Origin of the sequence: Alteromonas sp. ALT199 (assembly GCF_018619335.1) — a bacterium.
Taxonomy (GTDB): domain Bacteria; phylum Pseudomonadota; class Gammaproteobacteria; order Enterobacterales; family Alteromonadaceae; genus Alteromonas.
In genome coordinates, this window is the sequence record NZ_JAHHDX010000014.1 from 24,881 (window position 1) to 42,859 (window position 17,979).

Sequence of the window (17,979 nt, forward strand, 5' to 3'; positions counted from 1 at the left end):
GTTATCACGTTGTGTGCATTACATTCGATGTAGTCTATAAAACAATCAAAAGAAGACCTACATTATGAAAAAGCCTTTAATCACCCTTGCGATTACAAGCGCACTAATCTCATCACCTTTGTCTGCGGTTGCCGATACCCTTATACACGCCGGAAAAGTGTTTACTGGCACCTCAAAATCACTTCAAGAAAAAATGACCATTGTTGTTGAAGACAACAAAATAAAAGGAATAAAGAAAGGATTTATTGAAGCGCAAGAAGGCGACACTGTTATCGATTTAACCTCATCAACAGTTATGCCAGGCCTTATGGATATGCATGTTCATTTATCGTCGCAACACGGCGGGCCACAAACTTACTTAGAACGCTTTTCACTTAATGAAGCCGATTACGCACTGCGTGCAGCAAACTACGCCCAAATAACCCTAAATTCAGGTTTTACCACTGTGCGAAACCTAGGTGATGGCTATAACGAAACAGTGGCTTTAAGAAATGCCATAAATAAGGGCTACGCCACAGGTCCACGAATTTACACTGTCGCGAAGTCTATTGCTACCACAGGCGGACACGCTGACCCAAGCAATGGCTTATCTCATTTACTTCGACCTGACGTTGGACCTAAACAGGGGGTGGTTAATGGTGAAGTGGAAGCTCGCGAGGCGGTACGAACTCGCTATCAAGATGGCGCTGACCTAATCAAAATTACTGCAACTGGCGGCGTACTAAGCGTAGCCAAAAGCGGCCAAAACCCACAGTTTATGACCGACGAATTAGAAGCGATTGTTGATACTGCAAAAGATTACGGCATGACAGTGGCTGTGCATGCCCATGGGAAAGAAGGGATGAAGCGGGCAATTGAGGCTGGGGTAGATTCTATTGAGCATGGCACCTATATGGACGATGAAATTCGCAAGCTAATGAAGGAGCACGGCACCTATTATGTACCTACTATCTTGGCTGGAAAGTTTGTGGCAGATAAAGCCAAAATTGATGGTTTTTTTCCTGAGTTAGTTCGTCCAAAGGCTGCGGCTATCGGGCCACTTATTCAAAATACCTTTGAGCAAGCACACAAAGCGGGCGTGAAAATTGCTTTTGGTACAGACAGCGGCGTATCAGCACACGGCGATAACGCGCAAGAGTTTTCTTTAATGGTTGAAGCAGGTATGAAACCTGCCGACGCACTAATAAGCGCTACCGTTAATAGTGCGAGTTTATTAGGCATAAGCGACATTCTAGGTACGTTAGAAGAAGGTAAGTTGGCGGACCTCGTTGCGGTTCAAGGCAACCCGCTTGACGACATTTCGCTTATGGAAAGCGTGTCTTTTGTAATGAAAGACGGGGTCGTTTATAAGCAGTAAAAAAATAAAAGTGGTAGAGGTTACATGGCACTAGGTAAAAAGGTTAAGCACAAAACCAAAAAGCTCATCGATTCTAAACATATGTTAAAGGGCATTACCTTAGCGTCATTTTTAGAATCGACCATTGTTCCTATACCGCTTGAAGCCGTTATGGTGCCGTTAATGCAGGCTAGGCGAGAGTCGCTCTGGAAAATTGCGTTAATGGCCACCGTTGGCTGCGTGATTGGTGCTATCTTCGGTTATGCCCTCGGCTATTACCTCTTCGACCTGGTTGGTCAATGGGCTATTGATACCTTCTTTAGTCAAGATCAGTTCGACAGTGTTAAACAACAAATGAAAAGCCAAGGTTTTTGGTTTGTGATGACCTTAGGCATCGCGCCCATTCCTTTCCAAGTGGCCATGTTAGCAGCTGGTGCCACTCAATACTCACTTCCGCTTTTCCTTCTAGCCACGGTTATTGCCCGTGCTCTTCGTTATTTTGGCCTTGCGGCAGTGGTGTATTATGCAGGAGACAAAGCAGAGCAGCTTATAAAGCGCTACAAGATGAAAGCCGTCATCGCAATTACGCTAGTGATAGTCTTACTATGGTGGCTGTCCAATATACTTACCTGACTGAGAGAACCCCTTAACTTAATGGTTCATAGACTTCCAAAGTAGCATCGACTAAATGATGCCAGCTATCGCTTAGATGCCCATTTCACATCACACTGATAGATTTTTTGAACTTTACATTTGATAATGATTCTTATTTGCACTAATGTAATAAAAAACAGGAGGTGCTTATATGAATATTCAGCGTCTATGCCCAATTTACAGAAAGTGGCTACAGCTTAACCCTTCAAATGCGCGACAGCATCGCTTATCTATGCAGGCGCAGACACAAAAGGCGCATCAACAAGGAAAATTAGACTACGCCAGAGAGCTAGGCTATCAAACCTTTGAAACCGCTAAGGTCATTCTTAGTGCGCTACAACCTACGTCGCCAAAACAAGTTAACGCTGTACAAGAAGATGTGCTCGCATTCGGTACCATGGGTATGTACTTATCTTCATTACTCGCACAAGAGCATAAAAAACAAGAGTCTCATGCAATTTTGCAGGAGTGCCAACAGCAGTTAATTGCCATATTGCCTTTGCATGCCACTAATCCATCTGTATGTAGGCTTATAACTGCCATTCAGCACACTCTTGAGCAAACCTATGAACCTCAAATTAGCAGGCAGTTTGGGTCTGCAGCCGTTCATTAAAAATAACAGTTAAAGGAGCGAATGATGATGTCGAAACAAATGCCAAGTGAAGACGGTTTTGTCTCTTTGAATGTAAGAGCATCTGTATTACAAAAAATGCTTAAAGGTGAAGTTCTACACATGACTGACGTTCACTGCACCTGTGCTCACAGCAAACGTACACTACAACAACTGCTTTTAAAAGCAGTTGTAGACGGTTCGGAACGTTAATCTGAAACGCTAACTCACGAGCGTATGAGCACAGACTGCAGCAAAACGGAACATAACTTGATACAGAATAAGTAACCAAATCGTTTTTATTTTGCAATTAAGCTATGAGAGGACACCGTGGAACCTTCGTCTAAATGGAAAGAGATAACCGCTAGAGCGGGGTATAGCGCCAAAACAGTCATGTACGTTATGCTTGGTGTCTTCATTCTTACATCTGTATTTACAGCGTTAAACCGTGAAAAAGCCTCTCAGTCCAATGTCTTTATTACACTTAAAGAGCAACCACTCGGACAGATCTTATTAGGCATTCTTGTCCTTGGCTTAGCATGTTATGCCTGCTGGCGTTGGCTGCAGATTTTTATTACCGACAAATCAGACGACGATAGTTTGTTTATTCACATTATAAATAAGCTGTTCTTCTTTATATCAGGCGCGTTCTATTTTGTTGCTGCATACGCAGGGGGTAAAACCTTATTAGAAGTACAAAGTAGCTCTTCATCCCAAGGCAGTGGAAAGAAGGTGAGTGAGTTTTTGATGCAATATGAATGGGGGCTGTTGCTTGTAGCCGCAATTGGGCTTTGCATCATTATATTTGCCGTTGTGCAGTTCAAACATGCTTACACCGCCGACTTTTTAAAGAAGTTTTCGCTACACGCTTTAAATCAGCGCATTAGAAAAAGTGTGAAAGTGACGGGACGCCTTGGGTATACCGCGAGAGGGGTCGTTTATTCCTTAGTAGGTGGATTTTTTATCCTTGCCGCCATATTGAGTAACCCATCGCAAGCAGGTGGATTACAAAAAGCATTAGAAACCTTAATGAAGCAGCCCTTCGGCCCTTATCTCATTGCCGCAGTAGGCGCAGGCTTTGTTATGTTCGGCCTTTATTGTGCGCTGGAGGCAAAATACAGAAAGGTAGAGTAGGACATTTAAATGGAAGGTGCTAATAGCCTAAATTTGAAAGTAAAAAAGGCGCTTAAGCGCGCCCTTTTTTAATAACGTATTGGTAAGGCAAGGTCTCTGTTTGAGACGCTACCAGCGTATGATCCATAAAGCGGCAAAAGCTGGGAATATCTCTTGCCGTTGAGGGATCGTCAGCCGTGACCGATAAGGTTTCCCCATCGGCCAGCTTACGAATATTTAAACGCACCATCATCACCGGTTCTGGGCAACGTAAGCCTAGTGCATCTAAATGCTGACTTGCTGCGCTAAAGGCGCTATCAAAATCAGATGCCATAGTTTTCGCGGTAGGTGTTGATAGCACTGATTTCACTATCAAACCCGCCTTTATCAGTTAGATAAGCGACCACATCTGCAAGCGATACAATAGAGATGACCTGAGTGCCAAAGTCACGTTCAACTTCTTGGATGGCGGACAGTTCGCCATTACCGCGCTCTTGTCTATCTAATGCGATTAGCACGCCAGACAAACTGGCCTGCTGCTGTTCGATTAACGTCATCGATTCACGAATAGCGGTACCCGCGGTGATTACGTCATCCACTAGCATAACCTTGCCTTCAAGCGGGCTACCTACCAAATTGCCGCCTTCACCGTGGGTCTTCGCTTCTTTACGGTTGAAGCAATAAGGCACATCAAGGTTATGGCTATCGGCCAATGCTACGGCGGTAGTCGTCGCAATAGGAATGCCTTTATACGCTGGACCAAACAGTACATCGAATTCGACACCTGCATCCATTAGCGCATCAGCGTAAAAACGCCCTAGCTTGGCCAAATCGCCGCCGCGATTAAACAAGCCCGCATTAAAAAAGTAAGGGCTAACGCGGCCAGACTTTAAAGTAAATTCGCCAAATTTTAGTACGCCACGCTCAATGGCAAACTCGATAAAATCACGCTGAAACGCTTTCATGATGACCTCTTAATTACTAACTAATACGTAGGCGTTAAATACGCTTAATTGCCTCGCTTACGCAAGCGCCGCTTTTTGAATATCGAATAATTCGCGTAAGCCGTGCTTACCAATTTTCAATAGCTCATCAAGCTCTTCAAACGAGAAGGGTTCACCCTCAGCAGTACCTTGAACTTCAATCAGTTTACCGGTTTCGGTCATCACTATGTTCATGTCAGTTTCTGCTTCAGAGTCTTCAGTGTACTCAAGGTCAGCGATCGGCGTACCTTCATAAATACCCACAGAAAGAGCAGCAATCATGTGCTTAAGCGGGTTTGTTTTGATAATGCCTTTTGCACGCATATAGGTAAGCGCATCAACAAGAGCAACACAAGCACCTGTGATTGACGCCGTACGCGTACCGCCGTCGGCCTGAATGACATCACAATCCAATGTAATTGTGTTTTCACCCAGAAGTTTTAAATCAATCGCCGCGCGAAGTGAGCGCGCGATTAGACGTTGAATCTCTAGCGTACGACCACCTTGCTTACCGCGCGCCGCTTCACGGCCGCTACGTGTATGGGTAGCACGTGGAAGCATGCTGTATTCGGCGGTAACCCAACCTTTACCCTGGCCTTTCATAAAGCGTGGTACACCTTCTTCCACCGTCGCATTACACAACACCTTAGTGTTACCAAACTCTACTAAAACAGAGCCTTCTGCATGGCAGGTATACTGACGAGTAATAGTAACGGGGCGAATTTGACTGGCGGTTCTGCCGCTTGGACGCATAGTGTTCTCCACAAGGTAAATGCTTAAAAAGGGTAGCGATTCATAGGTATTTTTAGCGATATAGCAATAGATAGCTCAATTTGCGATTAAAACCCTATAAATTCGAAGTAGCTACGAAATTGCGCCTAAGTATAACGCATTACCCGTGGCCGTTAAAAACGAACTTTACATGTTTGCTTATCGAATTACCTAAATGTGCGCTAATATACGAAATACGAGAAAACCTGCTTTTGATATTCACGTATACAACACGACGTTCGGGTTGTTTTTGCAGGCTTTCAGTAAAATTTAAAGGACATTTATGATTTACAGCATGACAGCGTTTGCGCGCGTAGAAACGAAAAAAGAGTGGGGCTCAGCCGTATGGGAAATACGCTCGGTTAACCAACGCTTTTTAGAAACGTATTTTCGCCTACCGGAACAGTTCCGCTCGTTAGAGCCGGTTTTACGTGAGCGTTTTCGTAAAAAGCTGGCTCGAGGTAAAGTAGAATGTGCTCTGCGTTTTACCGCAAACGACGCTGCTGTAACCAAGCTAAGCTTAAACGAAGAATTGGCCAAGCAGGTGCTTCATGCCGCTGACTGGGTGCAGTCTCATGGCCAATCAACCGGTGTGAACCCGCTTGACGTCTTGCGCTGGCCTGGGGTTATTGCTGCAGAAGAAGCCGATATGGATACCATTCATGGTGATGTAATGGCGGCATTTGACCAAGCATTAAGCGACTTTATTAGCGCCCGCGCTACAGAAGGTGAAGCCCTTAAAGGTATGATCACGCAACGCCTAGACGCCATTGAAGTTGAAGCGGAAAAAGTAGCCGCGCGTATGCCTGAAATTATGGTGTGGCAACGAGAAAAAGTGCAAACCCGCTTTGAAGAAGCAAAGATAGAGCTTGATGCTGGCCGTTTTGAACAAGAAATGATTATGCTTGCGCAAAAAGTGGATGTTGCCGAAGAGCTAGATCGCCTAAACGCTCACGTTAAAGAAACGCGCAATATCCTTAAAAAGGGTGGGGCAGTGGGTCGCCGCTTAGATTTCATGATGCAGGAATTTAACCGCGAATCAAACACGTTAGGTTCAAAATCTATCAGTACTGACATCACACAATCGGCAGTTGAACTTAAAGTATTGATTGAGCAGATGCGCGAGCAAATTCAGAATATTGAGTAGTTTTTCACCCATCCCGAAATGTCTTAAGAGTCCTGTTATTTGCTTGCAAATACAGGGCTTTTTTATTTTTCCTGCTCAATCATATGCTAGGCAGCAGTTATAAAGAGATTAAGCAACAAAACTATGAATACAAAGGCTATGTAGCTGAAAACTTTGTGCAACAAGAGTTCACTGCTATTGGCGTTGACCCAAGCTATTCGTGGAATGACGCCCGCGCCGAAATCGAATTTATCTTGGCGACCGATGTTGGCGATATCGTCGCTGTTGAAGTCAAAAGTGGTAAACGTACAAGAGCAAAATCGTTGGCATCCTACATTGAAAAATGTAATCCAAGTAAAACTTTTAAGTTGACTGGTACACAAGGCTCTTCAGCGTTAGAAAAAACCAATATCGTGATGCCTTTGTATTTCACGCAGTATTTACCTGAGAGATGGTAAAAGCGTTGCTTAGCAGAGCGTTTGATGGCTCTTCGGTTACGAGCTGCTAGGCTCACTGTTAACGCGCGACCTGCCGCCAACAACTAACGCTTCAAATAATTCATTTCAAATACTGTGTTAAGAAGGCCTCGTGCGCGGGGAGTTTAGCTACATGGTTATCCACCTGCTGTTTTAATCCTGCCATAAATTGCTTTAAAGACTGCTCACTCATTTCATCGGCAACGCGGTGATATTGCTTGGGCGTCATGCCTTGGCCCATCAATACTTGAGTCCAGGAGTCGACACGAAAGATATCTCCATCATCTAAAAACACACGGCCAGACTCGGCGAACAAAGCCAATTTATGTGTAAGTGACGGCGGTACGTCCATGCGCTGGCACTGTTGCCAAAATGGACTGTCTTCGCGCTGTGTCACCTTGTAATGCATAACAATGAAGTCGAGTATGGCCGACATTTCGCTATCAAACTTTTTATTGTATTCGTCGATTGCGCTTTGGGTGATGCCATCGAAAGGGAATAAACGCATTAGGCGTATAAGGCCGGTCATGATTAGGTGAATGCTGGTCGACTCTAATGGCTCGATAAAGCCACTGGATAACCCTAACGCTACACAGTTTTTATTCCAACCACGCCTGCGTTTACCCGGAGTAAAGCGAATGACTCTCGGCTCATTAATTGGCGCACCTGTTACCTGCGATTTGAGTGTATTAATGGCGTCCTCATCGCTCATAAAGCGGCTACAAAATACCAATCCGTTACCCATGCGCTCTTTAAGCGGTATCTGCCAACGCCACCCCGCTTCGTGCGCTACACTTTTGGTATATGGCAAGGTGGGGCAGGAAGCTCTGTTTGCATGGCTACTGCTCTATCGCAAAATAAATAGTGCTGCCAATCGTCGTATCCAGTATGAAGAGCTTGTTCAATAAGCAGGCCTTTAAAGCCTGTACAGTCTATAAAGAAGTCACCGTTTACCACTTCACCGCTTGCTAATTGTAGAGACTGGATATTGCCTGATTGCGGGCAAACAACGACCTTTTCTATGTCTCCTTCCTTGTGCGTCACCCCAGCTTCGCAAGCTAAAGATTTTAAAAATCGACCGTAGGCGACGGCATCAAAGTGATAAGCAAAGTTAAGCGGCATAGCTTCTGATGTAGCAAATTTATTCTGCTTAGCGGCCATCAGTTCAGGGCAATAATCACCAAATTCACCGCCGAAACCATATTCTTTAGCCCGTAGCCAAAAGTGGTGAAACTCGCCTGCCCAGCACTCTCTTCCGGTAATGCCAAACGAGTGGATATAGCTGTGACCCTGTTCACGCCAATTTTCAAACTCTATACCCAGTTTGAACGTGGCTTGGGTAGCGCGCATAAAGGCTTTTTCGTCTATACCTAGCAACTTATGAAAGGTTCTAATCGGCGGAATAGTGGCTTCGCCAACGCCCACAATACCAATATCTTTTGATTCGACTAGCGTAACCTTTATCGACTTACCCAAAAGCCGGGTCAACGCCGTTGCCGCCATCCATCCTGCAGTACCGCCACCTGCAATAACAACGTTCTTAACGGGCGTTTGATTGTTACTGCTATCTAAACCCGATACGGCCATATGAGGTGTCCTTTTTATCTGAAGAGGAATTGTTATTTAAATTTGTAGCGCGATCACTTTCACTTGAAGGGCAAGTGTGGCCATAGTCCTGACGTTGAAAATGCGCGTGAAGGTGTTTTTGTTCGTCGTTATAGCGCTTTGCGATATCTTTAAGCAGCGCATTATTAGTCGGCAACCCCTGCAAATACGTATTTTCAGTTTGTTGTAACGTTTCACGAAGATACAGGGCTTTGCGCTTATCTTTTTCGTTTAAACGTAGTGGCGATGCAGATGTCGAAAAGCCCATTCCGTACAAAACATATTGGTAGCTGGCAGAGGGAAAAATCTCTTCGTTTTCGATAAGATCTAAGCGTGAAGGGCTTTGATACTGCCACAGTTTAAGCAATTCAGCGAGGGAGTCAGGAATTGAAGTATCACTTCTCTGTGCTAACCAATAAGGCTCATCTCTATCGCTAAGAACATAATGTAACTTCAAAAAGTCGATGACTCGCTGCCAGCGGTATGCAAAGCGCGTATTGTAGCCTTTACTGACTATTGTCATGTGATCTTTATTATGCGGAAAGGCTTCACATAACATACGTAAGCCAAGCTCAACCATAGCAATCGCTGATGCTTCTAGCGGCTCAACAAACCCCGAGGACATACCTAAGCTTAAGCAGTTTTTAACCCAAAACTTTGACCTGTAGCCAGGCTCAAAAGACAGTGTGCGAAAGGCAAGTTCATGCTCATTTGCACCAGGGTGACGTTCACGAACATAGTTGATAAGGACCTGCTTTGCCTCTTCTTCATTTGAGAATTGAGAAGAGTAAACCAGACCAACACCCCGACGGTGCTGTAATGCAATATCCCACGTCCACCCGCAGGTTTGGGCGGTAGCCACAGTGGTACTTTTTATTTCGTTATCATCGTCTGCGTAAGGCACTTGCAAGGCTATGGCTCTATCGTTAAGCATAGCGTGCTTAACGGGTACCCACGGTACATTGAAATGTTTATCAATAAGCAAACCGCTGCTTCCGGAACAATCGATAAACAAGTCGCCAAACACCTCTTGTCCACATTCTGTTACTACTTTTTCAATGTCGCCATTCGAATGTGAAGTGACCGAAGCAATATGGCCTATAAGGTGATTAACGTTCAGCTTCTCTACACAGTGCTTTTTCAATAAATCAGCGAGCTTTATGGCGTCAAAGTGGTAACCGTAGTTAAGCACATGGGCATAGTCGGGCGTGGCAATTTGCTTGGGCGCCTTGCCTAATGCACACATTGCCGATTGTAGAGAAAAGGCGTCTTCGTATGGCATGTCGGGCGCAAAAGCTTGCCAACAAGCATGAATATTAAGTTCGTTGTAGCCCGTTGGAATAGTGAATGGATGGTGATAGCGATGCCCGCCTTTGCACCAATTCACAAAACTAGAGCCTTGCTTGAAAGCACCTTGGCATAGGGTTAAAAATTCAGTTTCATTAATGCCAATATCAAGAAGTGTATCGCGAAGTGACGGCCATGAACCTTCACCAACGCCGATGGATGAGATAGTAGGAGATTCAACAAGGGTAACCGAGTATTTTGCGCTAAGCTTCGCTGCAAGAACGCCAGCAGCAAGCCACCCTGCAGTTCCACCACCAACAATGACGACCCGATGCAGACCGCATTGGTTTTGTGAATTACTCATATAACGATAACCACGCTATCTTGAAAAGCACTGTTTCTCTCACGTGTCGGATTTTTTGTTTACTATTCAAACAGCACTATGACAAAAAAGCCCGCTAAAGCGCAACCCTAAGCGCTATAACGGGCAAATACACCCCAATTTTTAGAATGTATATCTAGCACTTAACGCATACCTTGCGCCAAATTCATCCAAGTTCCAAAGCATTGCACTGGTGCGCCCATGTCGGCGAATATTTTCTTCAGTAATATTGATACCTTCAAAAGCCACGGTTAAGTCTTCGGTTATATCGTAAGAGATACTCAAATCAATTTGAGAGTAGGCTTCGGTGTACCCTGGTTCATTAATATACTGAGATGTAGTGTCTAAGAACTTGTCACGCCAGTTGTATGCAATACGAGCTTGCAGCGCGTCTTTCTCGTACATGAATACTAGGTTTGCCGTGTCACTTAATCCCACTAGCGCGAACTGAGTAATAGAGGGTGCCGCTTCATTGTCAAACCCAATGTCACCTTTAACTGACGTATAGTTAGCTAACACACCAAAACCACTGTCGCCGAAGAAGTGTTGCGCTGCTACTTCAAAGCCATATATATTTGCGGCTTTATTGTTCACTGGCTTTGAGTTTATAAAAGTTATGAGAGGGTCGTCGCTGTTCGGTAAAATATCGAACTGTTGCTCAAATTGCTCATCGGTTAATGAGTCATATTCAATACCGTTTTCTATGGCAGCAACCATATTAAAGAGAGATGTATCGTTTACTGGTATTCCACGGGCTTCTAACTCTGCACGCGCAGCTTCTGCGCGAGGGCCATTTGTCACATCTCTTAGGCCGAATACGTTCTCTTCAACTTGCTCGTTACCTATGAAGTTTTTCACTCGCTTATCGTAAAACCCGACTGACACATAGCTTGTCTCATCGAAATAGTATTCAAAAGATAAATCTAAGTTATCAGATTCAAGCGGAATTAAAGATGGGTTACCAGAACTCGCCGTTGCTGTAATACTGTCGGAAAGGAGGGTAGGTCCACTCTGAGGTGATACAGATGCAGCAGCACTTAAGTTGTTGTATGTGGGTCGCGCGATGGTTTTACTGTAAGAAAAACGAGCAATAACATTCTCAACCACTTCAATATCGAAATCTAACGAAGGAAGTACATGGTCGTAGCTAGCCTCTACTTCAACGTCTTCCATTGCACTACCGAAACGCACGTTGAAGTCATTGTTCCCTTCCCAAGCTATACCGCTGGGCAGGCTGATATTTGCAATTGAAGTAACATCAGTATTTTCATAACGCACACCGGTCAGAAGGTTATATTCCATACCGTTTAACTCGCCCGATAGATCTAGCTCGAAATAAACGGCGGTAATATCTTCTTCAATGGTTCTGTTTGTTGCAAACGGGTTATTAGCAACCAAGTCGAAACCATACTGCTGCGCTGCAAATGCACCAATTTGCCCAACACTTCCGGTAAAGCCTTGAGAAAACATACCATCAGTATTGAAGTCATCAAACTCGTTAGCTAAATCGAGCGGGGTTAATGAACCTGAAGGTAGCTCTCCTGGATTTTCTATGCCCCAGTTACCCATAGTGTGGCGGGTTAGCGACTGAAGCGACGTACTTTCCATAGAACGAGACTCTATACCAAAGTTGATGCTTCCAGTGTCCATTGTATAAGAGCCATCAAGACGGGCTTGGGTGATTTCGGTATCTTGGGATGAAAAGTTCATGTCCAAAATTGATGTACCCACATCATCTTGGTCTAACACGCCGTTACCGTTCAAATTATCCCGCGCTGCATCGTCAAAATCGACAAACATAACAGGGAAATCACCGCTAAAGTCGACGCCTTGTCCTTTAACCACATTTGCACCTAGCCCTAAGTTAGTCCACGTCCCATAAGGGGCATCGGGGCGGCCTTCAGCTGTCGAATTATGAAGGTCAAAAACCAGAGTAAAGTCGTCATTAACGAAGTACTCAAGGTTTAGGCCAATCGATTTATTTTCGTTTACTTGGTTAAGTTCTTGTAGCGCTAAGCCTAAATCACGAGGAAGCAAATCCCGGCGCTCTTGTGAAATTAATATTGGTGTTTTAACCGCTTCATCATCGAAAGTTAGCTCAGCGAAATACCTATCGTCCATCCAAATAGACTGTTCAGCACGCGCTTCATACAAGTCCTGTTTTGAATAAGTGTAATCAAGCGTTGCCGTCATTTTTTCTGTTGGCGCAAACTGGAATGTAAGTTGAGCATTGGTTCTCTCACGCTCTCGATCTGCCATGTAATAGCGAAGGTCAGAAGGAATCGCGAACAGTTGCCCCATAGCTGGTGCGTTATTTAACACAACAGGGTCGCCACTATCTGTATTAGCTGGGTCTGGAGATTGAGGAACGGTTCCATCGAAGGGGTTAACTCTCCACTGGTTAACAAATGCACCTTGTGCTGCGCTGTCACGCTGTTGGAAAGAGCCCGTAAATGTAACGCCAAAAGTGTTATCATCGTTGAGATAATTAATAAACCCTGACAGTTCTGGCGTAACATCATCGCCCACGCGATTGGTGGTATCGTGCAAGGCTTTCGCCCCCACGCTAGCAGTAATGCCATTGTCTGCTGCATCAAATGGGCGGGCAGTACGAATGTTAACCGTTGCACCAATACCGCCTGTTGCAATGCTAGCCCTGCCGGTTTTATACACTTCAACAGCTCTTACACTTTCAGAGGCAAGATCTGAGAAATCAAACGCGCGAGAATTTGGCGTACCGCCTCCTCCAGGTAATGCTGAACCAGGCATAGTTCTTCCATTTAAGGTAACCATATTGAAATCTGGTCCAAAGCCACGTGCTGTAACTTGACTACCCTCACCATTGTTACGACTGATGGAAATACCTGTTATGCGTTGAAGAGATTCAGCTAAGTTAGTATCTGGGAATTTTCCAATATCTTCCGCTGAAATAGCGTCAACAACGCCCGATGAGTCACGTTTTATGCCCATGGCTTCCTGAACACTACTTCGAATACCCGAAACCTGGATGACTTCGATATCCTTTTCAGACTCTTGCGCTGCGACCGGTGACATAACGCCACTGCTTAATGCGGTTCCCAGTATTAACGACAAGCTTGTTGCGATTTTACTTTTGTGTGGTGTTTTGTGTGTCACGATCGCTCTCTCTTTCATCTGTTGTATAAGTGTGTTTTTAAACTTTTGCGCCACCAGAAAGGGCTTTCTCTTAAATAGAATGAAAAAACCGCAACAAGAAAGCGCTTTCCGAACATTAATTCAACAAAAGGTTTAGATCAACACATTTTTTACAAATAATTCACAGAGAAAGATACCCTATCTATTTGGAAAACACTTCGCATGAAAAATTTAAACCAACAAATTCAATAAATTAAATTAATAAGACAGATAAAAAATTTCACCCCCGCAAAGCTAAACATCTAAAGCCAAAACCCTTTCCATTAACGTTAATATGACATTTATTTGAGAAAGCGCTTTCTAATTGCTTTTTATTTGTGCTATAAATCGTTTCATTATTTAAGGCTCATCATACTGCCCACGCGACACCATTTTTAATTTTGCGCAGTAAGAAAAAGGTTATCTACTATGCACAGTATTTCTCTCCCCGCAAACAGCCCATTGTTAAAGCGGCCATTTCTTTTCGGAACCGCTACATCAAGCTTCCAGATAGAAGGTGATGTTGAAAATCGACTGGAGTGTATATGGGATAGATTTTGTGAGCGCCCGTCCGCAATTTCTGACAACTCTAATGGCGATGTGGCCTGCGACCACATCGCTCGCTGGAAAGAAGATTTCAATATACTGTTAGATTTAAATGTAGACGCTTATCGCTTCTCAATTTCTTGGCCCCGCGTTATGACGCAAGGTGGGGAGTTAAACCCGAAAGGTGTTGCCTTCTACAAAACCTTAATTGATGCGCTGAACGAGAAGGGCATAAAACCATTCGTAACACTCTATCATTGGGACCTCCCTCAATATTTAGAAGATAAAGGCGGGTGGTTATACAGACAAACAGTGTATGAATTTCAAAACTATGTGGATAAAATCACGCGAGCTCTTGGTGAAGACGTCTTTTCCTACGCAACCTTCAATGAACCGTTTTGCAGCGCTTACCTCGGGTATGAAATTGGCGTACATGCGCCAGGTAGAACGGGAACAAAAAATGGGCGCACCGCAGCGCATCACATTTTATTAGCTCATGGTTTAGGTATAAAAACATTAAGAGAAAATGTACCAAATAGCGAAGCCGGTATAGTACTTAATTTTACCCCATGCTACCCCGCCACACAAAAACCTGAAGACGTGTTAGCCACCCGCAAGGCGGATGACTATATTAATCAATGGTATATGCAGCCTGTAATGGTGGGAAGCTATCCCGAGGTGATACTTGATTTAGATGACGAGGATAGGCCTCCTGTAGAACCAGGGGATATGGAGACAATCTGTCAGCCTATTGATTTTCTAGGGATAAATTTCTACACACGATTACACTATTCAGCGCCCAAAGAAAAAAGCGCACTATTTTACGAGCACCCCCATCAAGGCCCACAAACCGATATTGGTTGGGAAATCTATCCCAAAGCGCTTTATGATTTACTCACATCCTTAAATGAGCGCTATACGCTGCCACCAATTTTTATCACTGAAAACGGTGCTGCGATGGCAGACGAACTCATAAACGGTAGTGTTAACGATGTGGATCGAATTGACTATTATAATGCCCATTTGAACATGATACACAACGCAATGATTGAGGGAGTTGAAGTGAGTGGTTACTTCGCATGGAGCCTTCTTGATAACTTTGAGTGGGCAGAAGGATATGAAAAAAGATTTGGGCTAGTTTACGTAGATTTTGAGTCCCAAGAGCGTACGCTTAAACGCAGCGCCAAAGCATATAAAACACTATTAGCAAGCCGAACATAACAACAGTGGAATTATCGATGAACCATAAGCTGACATTAAAAGAAAAAGTGGGTTATGGCATGGGCGATGCGGCGGCCAACTTAGTATGGCGAGGCGCACTAGCTTACCTGGCGGTATTCTATACCGATACGTTTGGCATTACCGCTGCCGCAGCAGCAATGCTATTTCTTGTAGTTCGTCTTTCAGATGGCGTTACAGATATCATTATGGGGATGATTGCCGACAGAACCCAAACCAAAATGGGAAAGTTCCGTCCTTGGATATTGGGTTCCACACCGTTTCTTGGCCTTTTTATGGTTCTCTGCTTTACTACGCCGGACCTTTCATATTCTGGCAAACTCATTTACGCCTACCTAACCTATATCGGGCTTACTCTGGCCTACACAGTTAACAATGTGCCTTATTCAGCTTTAATGGGGGTGATGACTAGTGACGATAGGGAGCGTACGAGTTTATCTGGCTTTCGCTTCGCCGGGGCATTCTTCGGAGGACTACTCGTCATGGGATGCTTACCCATGTTGGTGGATTCACTAGGACAAGGAAATAACGCAGCGGGATATCAGTATACCATGTGGTTGTTCGCCACATTGCTTGTCATATTAATGTGCATTACAGTATTTACCACGAAAGAGCGTGTTACTTTATCACTACCGCCTCAGCCTAGTTCAATTCAAACTTCATCGGGTAAACAGTTATCAGACGCGCCTCGCTCATTGTCATCTGAACTTAGAGACTTAGGTAAGCAGCTGCCGTTAATTTTAATCCCTCTTTCAGCCATTACCGCCTTTTTTTATTATAGAGACGTTTTAACGGGTGCAATATTCATTGCCGTTATGGCACTTACTACTATCGCTATAAGACGGCTCATTCGTCGGCCAGAATCTAACAACACCCGCTCTCAACAAGATATTATCGACCTGCTTTCCAATAAGCCCTGGCTTATTTTGTTAGGAATGGGTTTTTTAACCATGATGTTTAACGGCATTAAGTATGGCGTTATTGCTTATTATTTTAAATATTACATGGGAAACGAACTACTTACTGGGTACTTTTTCATTGCTCTTCTGTTGGTATCCATTGTGGGAGCACTAGCAACGTCAAAGCTATCTTCAATAATGGGGCGAAAGAAGCTTTTCATAGTCGCGCTATTGGCAAGTAGCTTACTAACCTGTGGCATTTACTTTGTTCCTCAGGGCAATGTAAACGGAATATTCATTCTAGGCTGCAGTGCTGAATTTTTTGCTGCTATATTACCCACGTTATTCTTCTCTATGTTGGGAGATTCAGCAGACTATAGTGAATACAAAACAGGCCGAAGAGCGACAGGTTTGGTTTATTCAGCGGGCTCTTTTGTCCAAAAGACAGGTGGGGGCTTCGCAGGCGCATTGGTATTATTGGTTTTGGGTAGCTATGGGTACAACGGGCTTGATATTAATACTATTAGCCAATCCCTGCCTGGTATGAAGTCACTAATGAGTTGGATACCCGCGCTGTTTGGCTTTGCAGGCGCTGCACTTATTTGTTTGTACCCATTAAATGACGAAAAACAAAGAGAAGTTACTCAAGCTTTACTCTCTCGCCGTAGCGAACAAACGCCGATAACGGCATAATACAAAAACTTCAAGTGATTGTTTAAATAAGCGGGGTTTTATTTCGTGCCTACCATTTACCAAGTTGCCGAGCGCGCTGGCGTCTCTTTATCCACGGTATCCCGCGTTTTAAATGGAAAGGCTTCGGTAAACAAGGTATTGAAAGAGCGGGTAGAAAACGCGGTAATTGAGTTAAATTACCGCCCTAATTCTGTAGCACGTTCTTTGGCCAATAGTCGCACTGACAGCATAGGCGTACTTGTACCTGAATTAAATGCCCCATTCTTTGGTGACTTGATGCAGGCAGTAGAATCAACGCTACGTGCCGCAGACAAACACGTCATTATTACGGTAGGACGAAACTGCCTTGAAACTGAAAAAGATGCTGTAGAGTTTTTAATTAGTCGCAATTGCGATGCACTTATCATGCACGCCGAAGCGTTATCCGACGAATACTTATTAGACATCAATCAGTCTAAATTGCCCGTCGCTTTGGTTAACCGACAAATAGAAGGCCTCCCAGAGGCCTGCATAAATCTAGACAATGAAAAAGGCGGATACCTTGCTACGCGCCATTTACTTGAATTAGGGCATAAAGACATCGCTTACCTTTCTGGCCCTTTAGAAAAGCGCGATGCCTGCATGCGTTTAAAAGGTCACAAACGGGCGTTATCGGAAGCCGGACTCCCAATAAACTCGCAGCTCATCTTTAACGGCGATTATACCGAAGAAGATGGAAAGGTTGGCCTGTTGGAGCTTATGGCCCGCGATGTGCCTTTCACTGCCTTGGTATGTGCAAATGATTGGATGGCATCAGGTGCAATTAGCTGCGCAAGAGATTTGGGTATGAGCCTGCCCCATGACCTATCTATTGTTGGTTTTGATGATGTAGTCTTTGCGCATCACGTTTTTCCCCGCCTTACTACAGTAAGTAACCCCATTGCAGATATGGCAGAAATGTCAGCGAAATACATACTTAATAAGGTGTATGGGCAATCTAATAAGGTTCAACTGTGCTTTGAACCAACACTTGTAGTGCGAGAGTCTGCGGTGAAACACGAAGGCTAAGATAAGTCTAAAACAATAGATCCGTATTACAAACGCGGGAGCGTTCGTAATAAATAGGG

At 44.3% G+C, this 17,979-nt stretch carries 14 protein-coding genes and 2 pseudogenes; 10 read left to right on the top strand and 6 right to left on the bottom strand.

Going from position 1 to position 17,979, the window contains the following annotated elements:
* The first annotated feature begins 64 nt into the window (after window positions 1–64).
* From KL866_RS01365 to KL866_RS01385, 5 genes are all read left to right on the top strand, one after another.
* Window positions 65–1,357, top strand: a complete 1,293-nt coding sequence (locus tag KL866_RS01365; protein ID WP_025257202.1) for an amidohydrolase family protein — start codon at window positions 65–67, stop codon at window positions 1,355–1,357.
* A 24-nt stretch (window positions 1,358–1,381) separates the two neighbouring features.
* Window positions 1,382–1,969: a YqaA family protein gene (locus KL866_RS01370; protein WP_025257201.1), complete on the top strand. Its 588-nt coding sequence runs from the start codon at window positions 1,382–1,384 to the stop codon at window positions 1,967–1,969.
* Window positions 1,970–2,141: 172 nt separating this feature from the next.
* Window positions 2,142–2,603, top strand: coding sequence for a hypothetical protein (locus KL866_RS01375; RefSeq protein ID WP_025257200.1), 462 nt, complete (start codon window positions 2,142–2,144; stop codon window positions 2,601–2,603).
* 21 nt (window positions 2,604–2,624) lie between these two features.
* Window positions 2,625–2,813, top strand: a complete 189-nt coding sequence (locus tag KL866_RS01380) for a hypothetical protein (RefSeq protein ID WP_251139756.1) — start codon at window positions 2,625–2,627, stop codon at window positions 2,811–2,813.
* A 117-nt stretch (window positions 2,814–2,930) separates the two neighbouring features.
* Window positions 2,931–3,734, top strand: coding sequence for a DUF1206 domain-containing protein (locus tag KL866_RS01385; RefSeq protein ID WP_214992659.1), 804 nt, complete (start codon window positions 2,931–2,933; stop codon window positions 3,732–3,734).
* 52 nt (window positions 3,735–3,786) lie between these two features.
* Here KL866_RS01385 and tusA read toward each other — a convergent pair whose 3' ends face one another.
* Genes tusA through rph form a run of 3 tightly spaced genes read right to left on the bottom strand, consistent with a single transcriptional unit; the run spans window position 3,787 to window position 5,449 of the window.
* The gene (tusA, locus tag KL866_RS01390; protein ID WP_214992661.1) at window positions 3,787–4,047 is read right to left on the bottom strand and encodes a sulfurtransferase TusA; all 261 of its coding nucleotides are present in this window, start codon (window positions 4,045–4,047) and stop codon (window positions 3,787–3,789) included.
* A complete protein-coding gene (gene pyrE / locus KL866_RS01395) occupies window positions 4,037–4,678 on the bottom strand; it encodes an orotate phosphoribosyltransferase (protein ID WP_214992664.1) in 642 nt (213 codons plus the stop codon). The genes tusA and pyrE overlap by 11 nt, the downstream gene beginning before the upstream one ends.
* Window positions 4,679–4,735: 57 nt before the next feature.
* Entirely contained in the window at window positions 4,736–5,449 is a 714-nt protein-coding gene (gene rph, locus KL866_RS01400; RefSeq protein WP_025257195.1) for a ribonuclease PH, read from the bottom strand.
* A 301-nt stretch (window positions 5,450–5,750) separates the two neighbouring features.
* Between rph and KL866_RS01405 the strand changes: the two genes are divergently transcribed.
* Entirely contained in the window at window positions 5,751–6,614 is an 864-nt protein-coding gene (locus KL866_RS01405; RefSeq protein WP_214992667.1) for a YicC/YloC family endoribonuclease, read from the top strand.
* A gap of 53 nt (window positions 6,615–6,667) precedes the next feature.
* A pseudogene (locus KL866_RS01410) lies at window positions 6,668–7,051 on the top strand (DUF4143 domain-containing protein); the annotation flags it as partial.
* A gap of 100 nt (window positions 7,052–7,151) precedes the next feature.
* Here the strand turns inward: KL866_RS01410 and KL866_RS01415 are convergent.
* The 3 genes and pseudogenes from KL866_RS01415 to KL866_RS01425 form a co-directional block, all read right to left on the bottom strand.
* A pseudogene (locus KL866_RS01415) lies at window positions 7,152–8,656 on the bottom strand (tryptophan halogenase family protein).
* Window positions 8,634–10,325: a tryptophan halogenase family protein gene (locus tag KL866_RS01420; RefSeq protein WP_214992670.1), complete on the bottom strand. Its 1,692-nt coding sequence runs from the start codon at window positions 10,323–10,325 to the stop codon at window positions 8,634–8,636. Before KL866_RS01420 ends, KL866_RS01415 begins: the two are co-directional and overlap by 23 nt.
* A 141-nt stretch (window positions 10,326–10,466) precedes the next feature.
* Window positions 10,467–13,397 carry a TonB-dependent receptor gene (locus tag KL866_RS01425; RefSeq protein WP_251139765.1) on the bottom strand — a complete coding sequence of 977 codons (2,931 nt, stop codon included), beginning with the start codon at window positions 13,395–13,397 and terminating at the stop codon, window positions 10,467–10,469.
* Window positions 13,398–13,925: 528 nt separating this feature from the next.
* Here KL866_RS01425 and KL866_RS01430 point away from each other — a divergent pair.
* Genes KL866_RS01430 through KL866_RS01440 form a run of 3 tightly spaced genes read left to right on the top strand, consistent with a single transcriptional unit; the run spans window position 13,926 to window position 17,920 of the window.
* Window positions 13,926–15,263, top strand: a complete 1,338-nt coding sequence (locus tag KL866_RS01430; protein ID WP_025257173.1) for a GH1 family beta-glucosidase — start codon at window positions 13,926–13,928, stop codon at window positions 15,261–15,263.
* 17 nt (window positions 15,264–15,280) lie between these two features.
* On the top strand, window positions 15,281–16,873 hold the full coding sequence (locus KL866_RS01435) for an MFS transporter (protein WP_025257172.1): 1,593 nt from the start codon (window positions 15,281–15,283) through the stop codon (window positions 16,871–16,873).
* Window positions 16,874–16,918: 45 nt separating this feature from the next.
* Complete coding sequence (locus KL866_RS01440) at window positions 16,919–17,920, top strand: LacI family DNA-binding transcriptional regulator (RefSeq protein WP_214992673.1); 1,002 nt, start codon at window positions 16,919–16,921, stop codon at window positions 17,918–17,920.
* Window positions 17,921–17,979: the final 59 nt, after the last annotated feature.

Excerpts from the sequence above, each read along its gene's own strand:
- KL866_RS01365 (WP_025257202.1), top strand. The coding sequence starts at position 65 with ATGAAAAAGCCTTTAATCACCCTTGCGATTACAAGCGCACTAATCTCA.
- KL866_RS01370 (WP_025257201.1), top strand. The coding sequence starts at position 1,382 with ATGGCACTAGGTAAAAAGGTTAAGCACAAAACCAAAAAGCTCATCGAT.
- KL866_RS01375 (WP_025257200.1), top strand. The coding sequence starts at position 2,142 with ATGAATATTCAGCGTCTATGCCCAATTTACAGAAAGTGGCTACAGCTT.
- KL866_RS01380 (WP_251139756.1), top strand. The coding sequence starts at position 2,625 with ATGATGATGTCGAAACAAATGCCAAGTGAAGACGGTTTTGTCTCTTTG.
- tusA (WP_214992661.1), bottom strand. The coding sequence starts at position 4,047 with ATGGCATCTGATTTTGATAGCGCCTTTAGCGCAGCAAGTCAGCATTTA.
- pyrE (WP_214992664.1), bottom strand. The coding sequence starts at position 4,678 with ATGAAAGCGTTTCAGCGTGATTTTATCGAGTTTGCCATTGAGCGTGGC.
- rph (WP_025257195.1), bottom strand. The coding sequence starts at position 5,449 with ATGCGTCCAAGCGGCAGAACCGCCAGTCAAATTCGCCCCGTTACTATT.
- KL866_RS01405 (WP_214992667.1), top strand. The coding sequence starts at position 5,751 with ATGATTTACAGCATGACAGCGTTTGCGCGCGTAGAAACGAAAAAAGAG.
- KL866_RS01420 (WP_214992670.1), bottom strand. The coding sequence starts at position 10,325 with ATGAGTAATTCACAAAACCAATGCGGTCTGCATCGGGTCGTCATTGTT.
- KL866_RS01425 (WP_251139765.1), bottom strand. The coding sequence starts at position 13,397 with ATGTCACCGGTCGCAGCGCAAGAGTCTGAAAAGGATATCGAAGTCATC.
- KL866_RS01430 (WP_025257173.1), top strand. The coding sequence starts at position 13,926 with ATGCACAGTATTTCTCTCCCCGCAAACAGCCCATTGTTAAAGCGGCCA.
- KL866_RS01435 (WP_025257172.1), top strand. The coding sequence starts at position 15,281 with ATGAACCATAAGCTGACATTAAAAGAAAAAGTGGGTTATGGCATGGGC.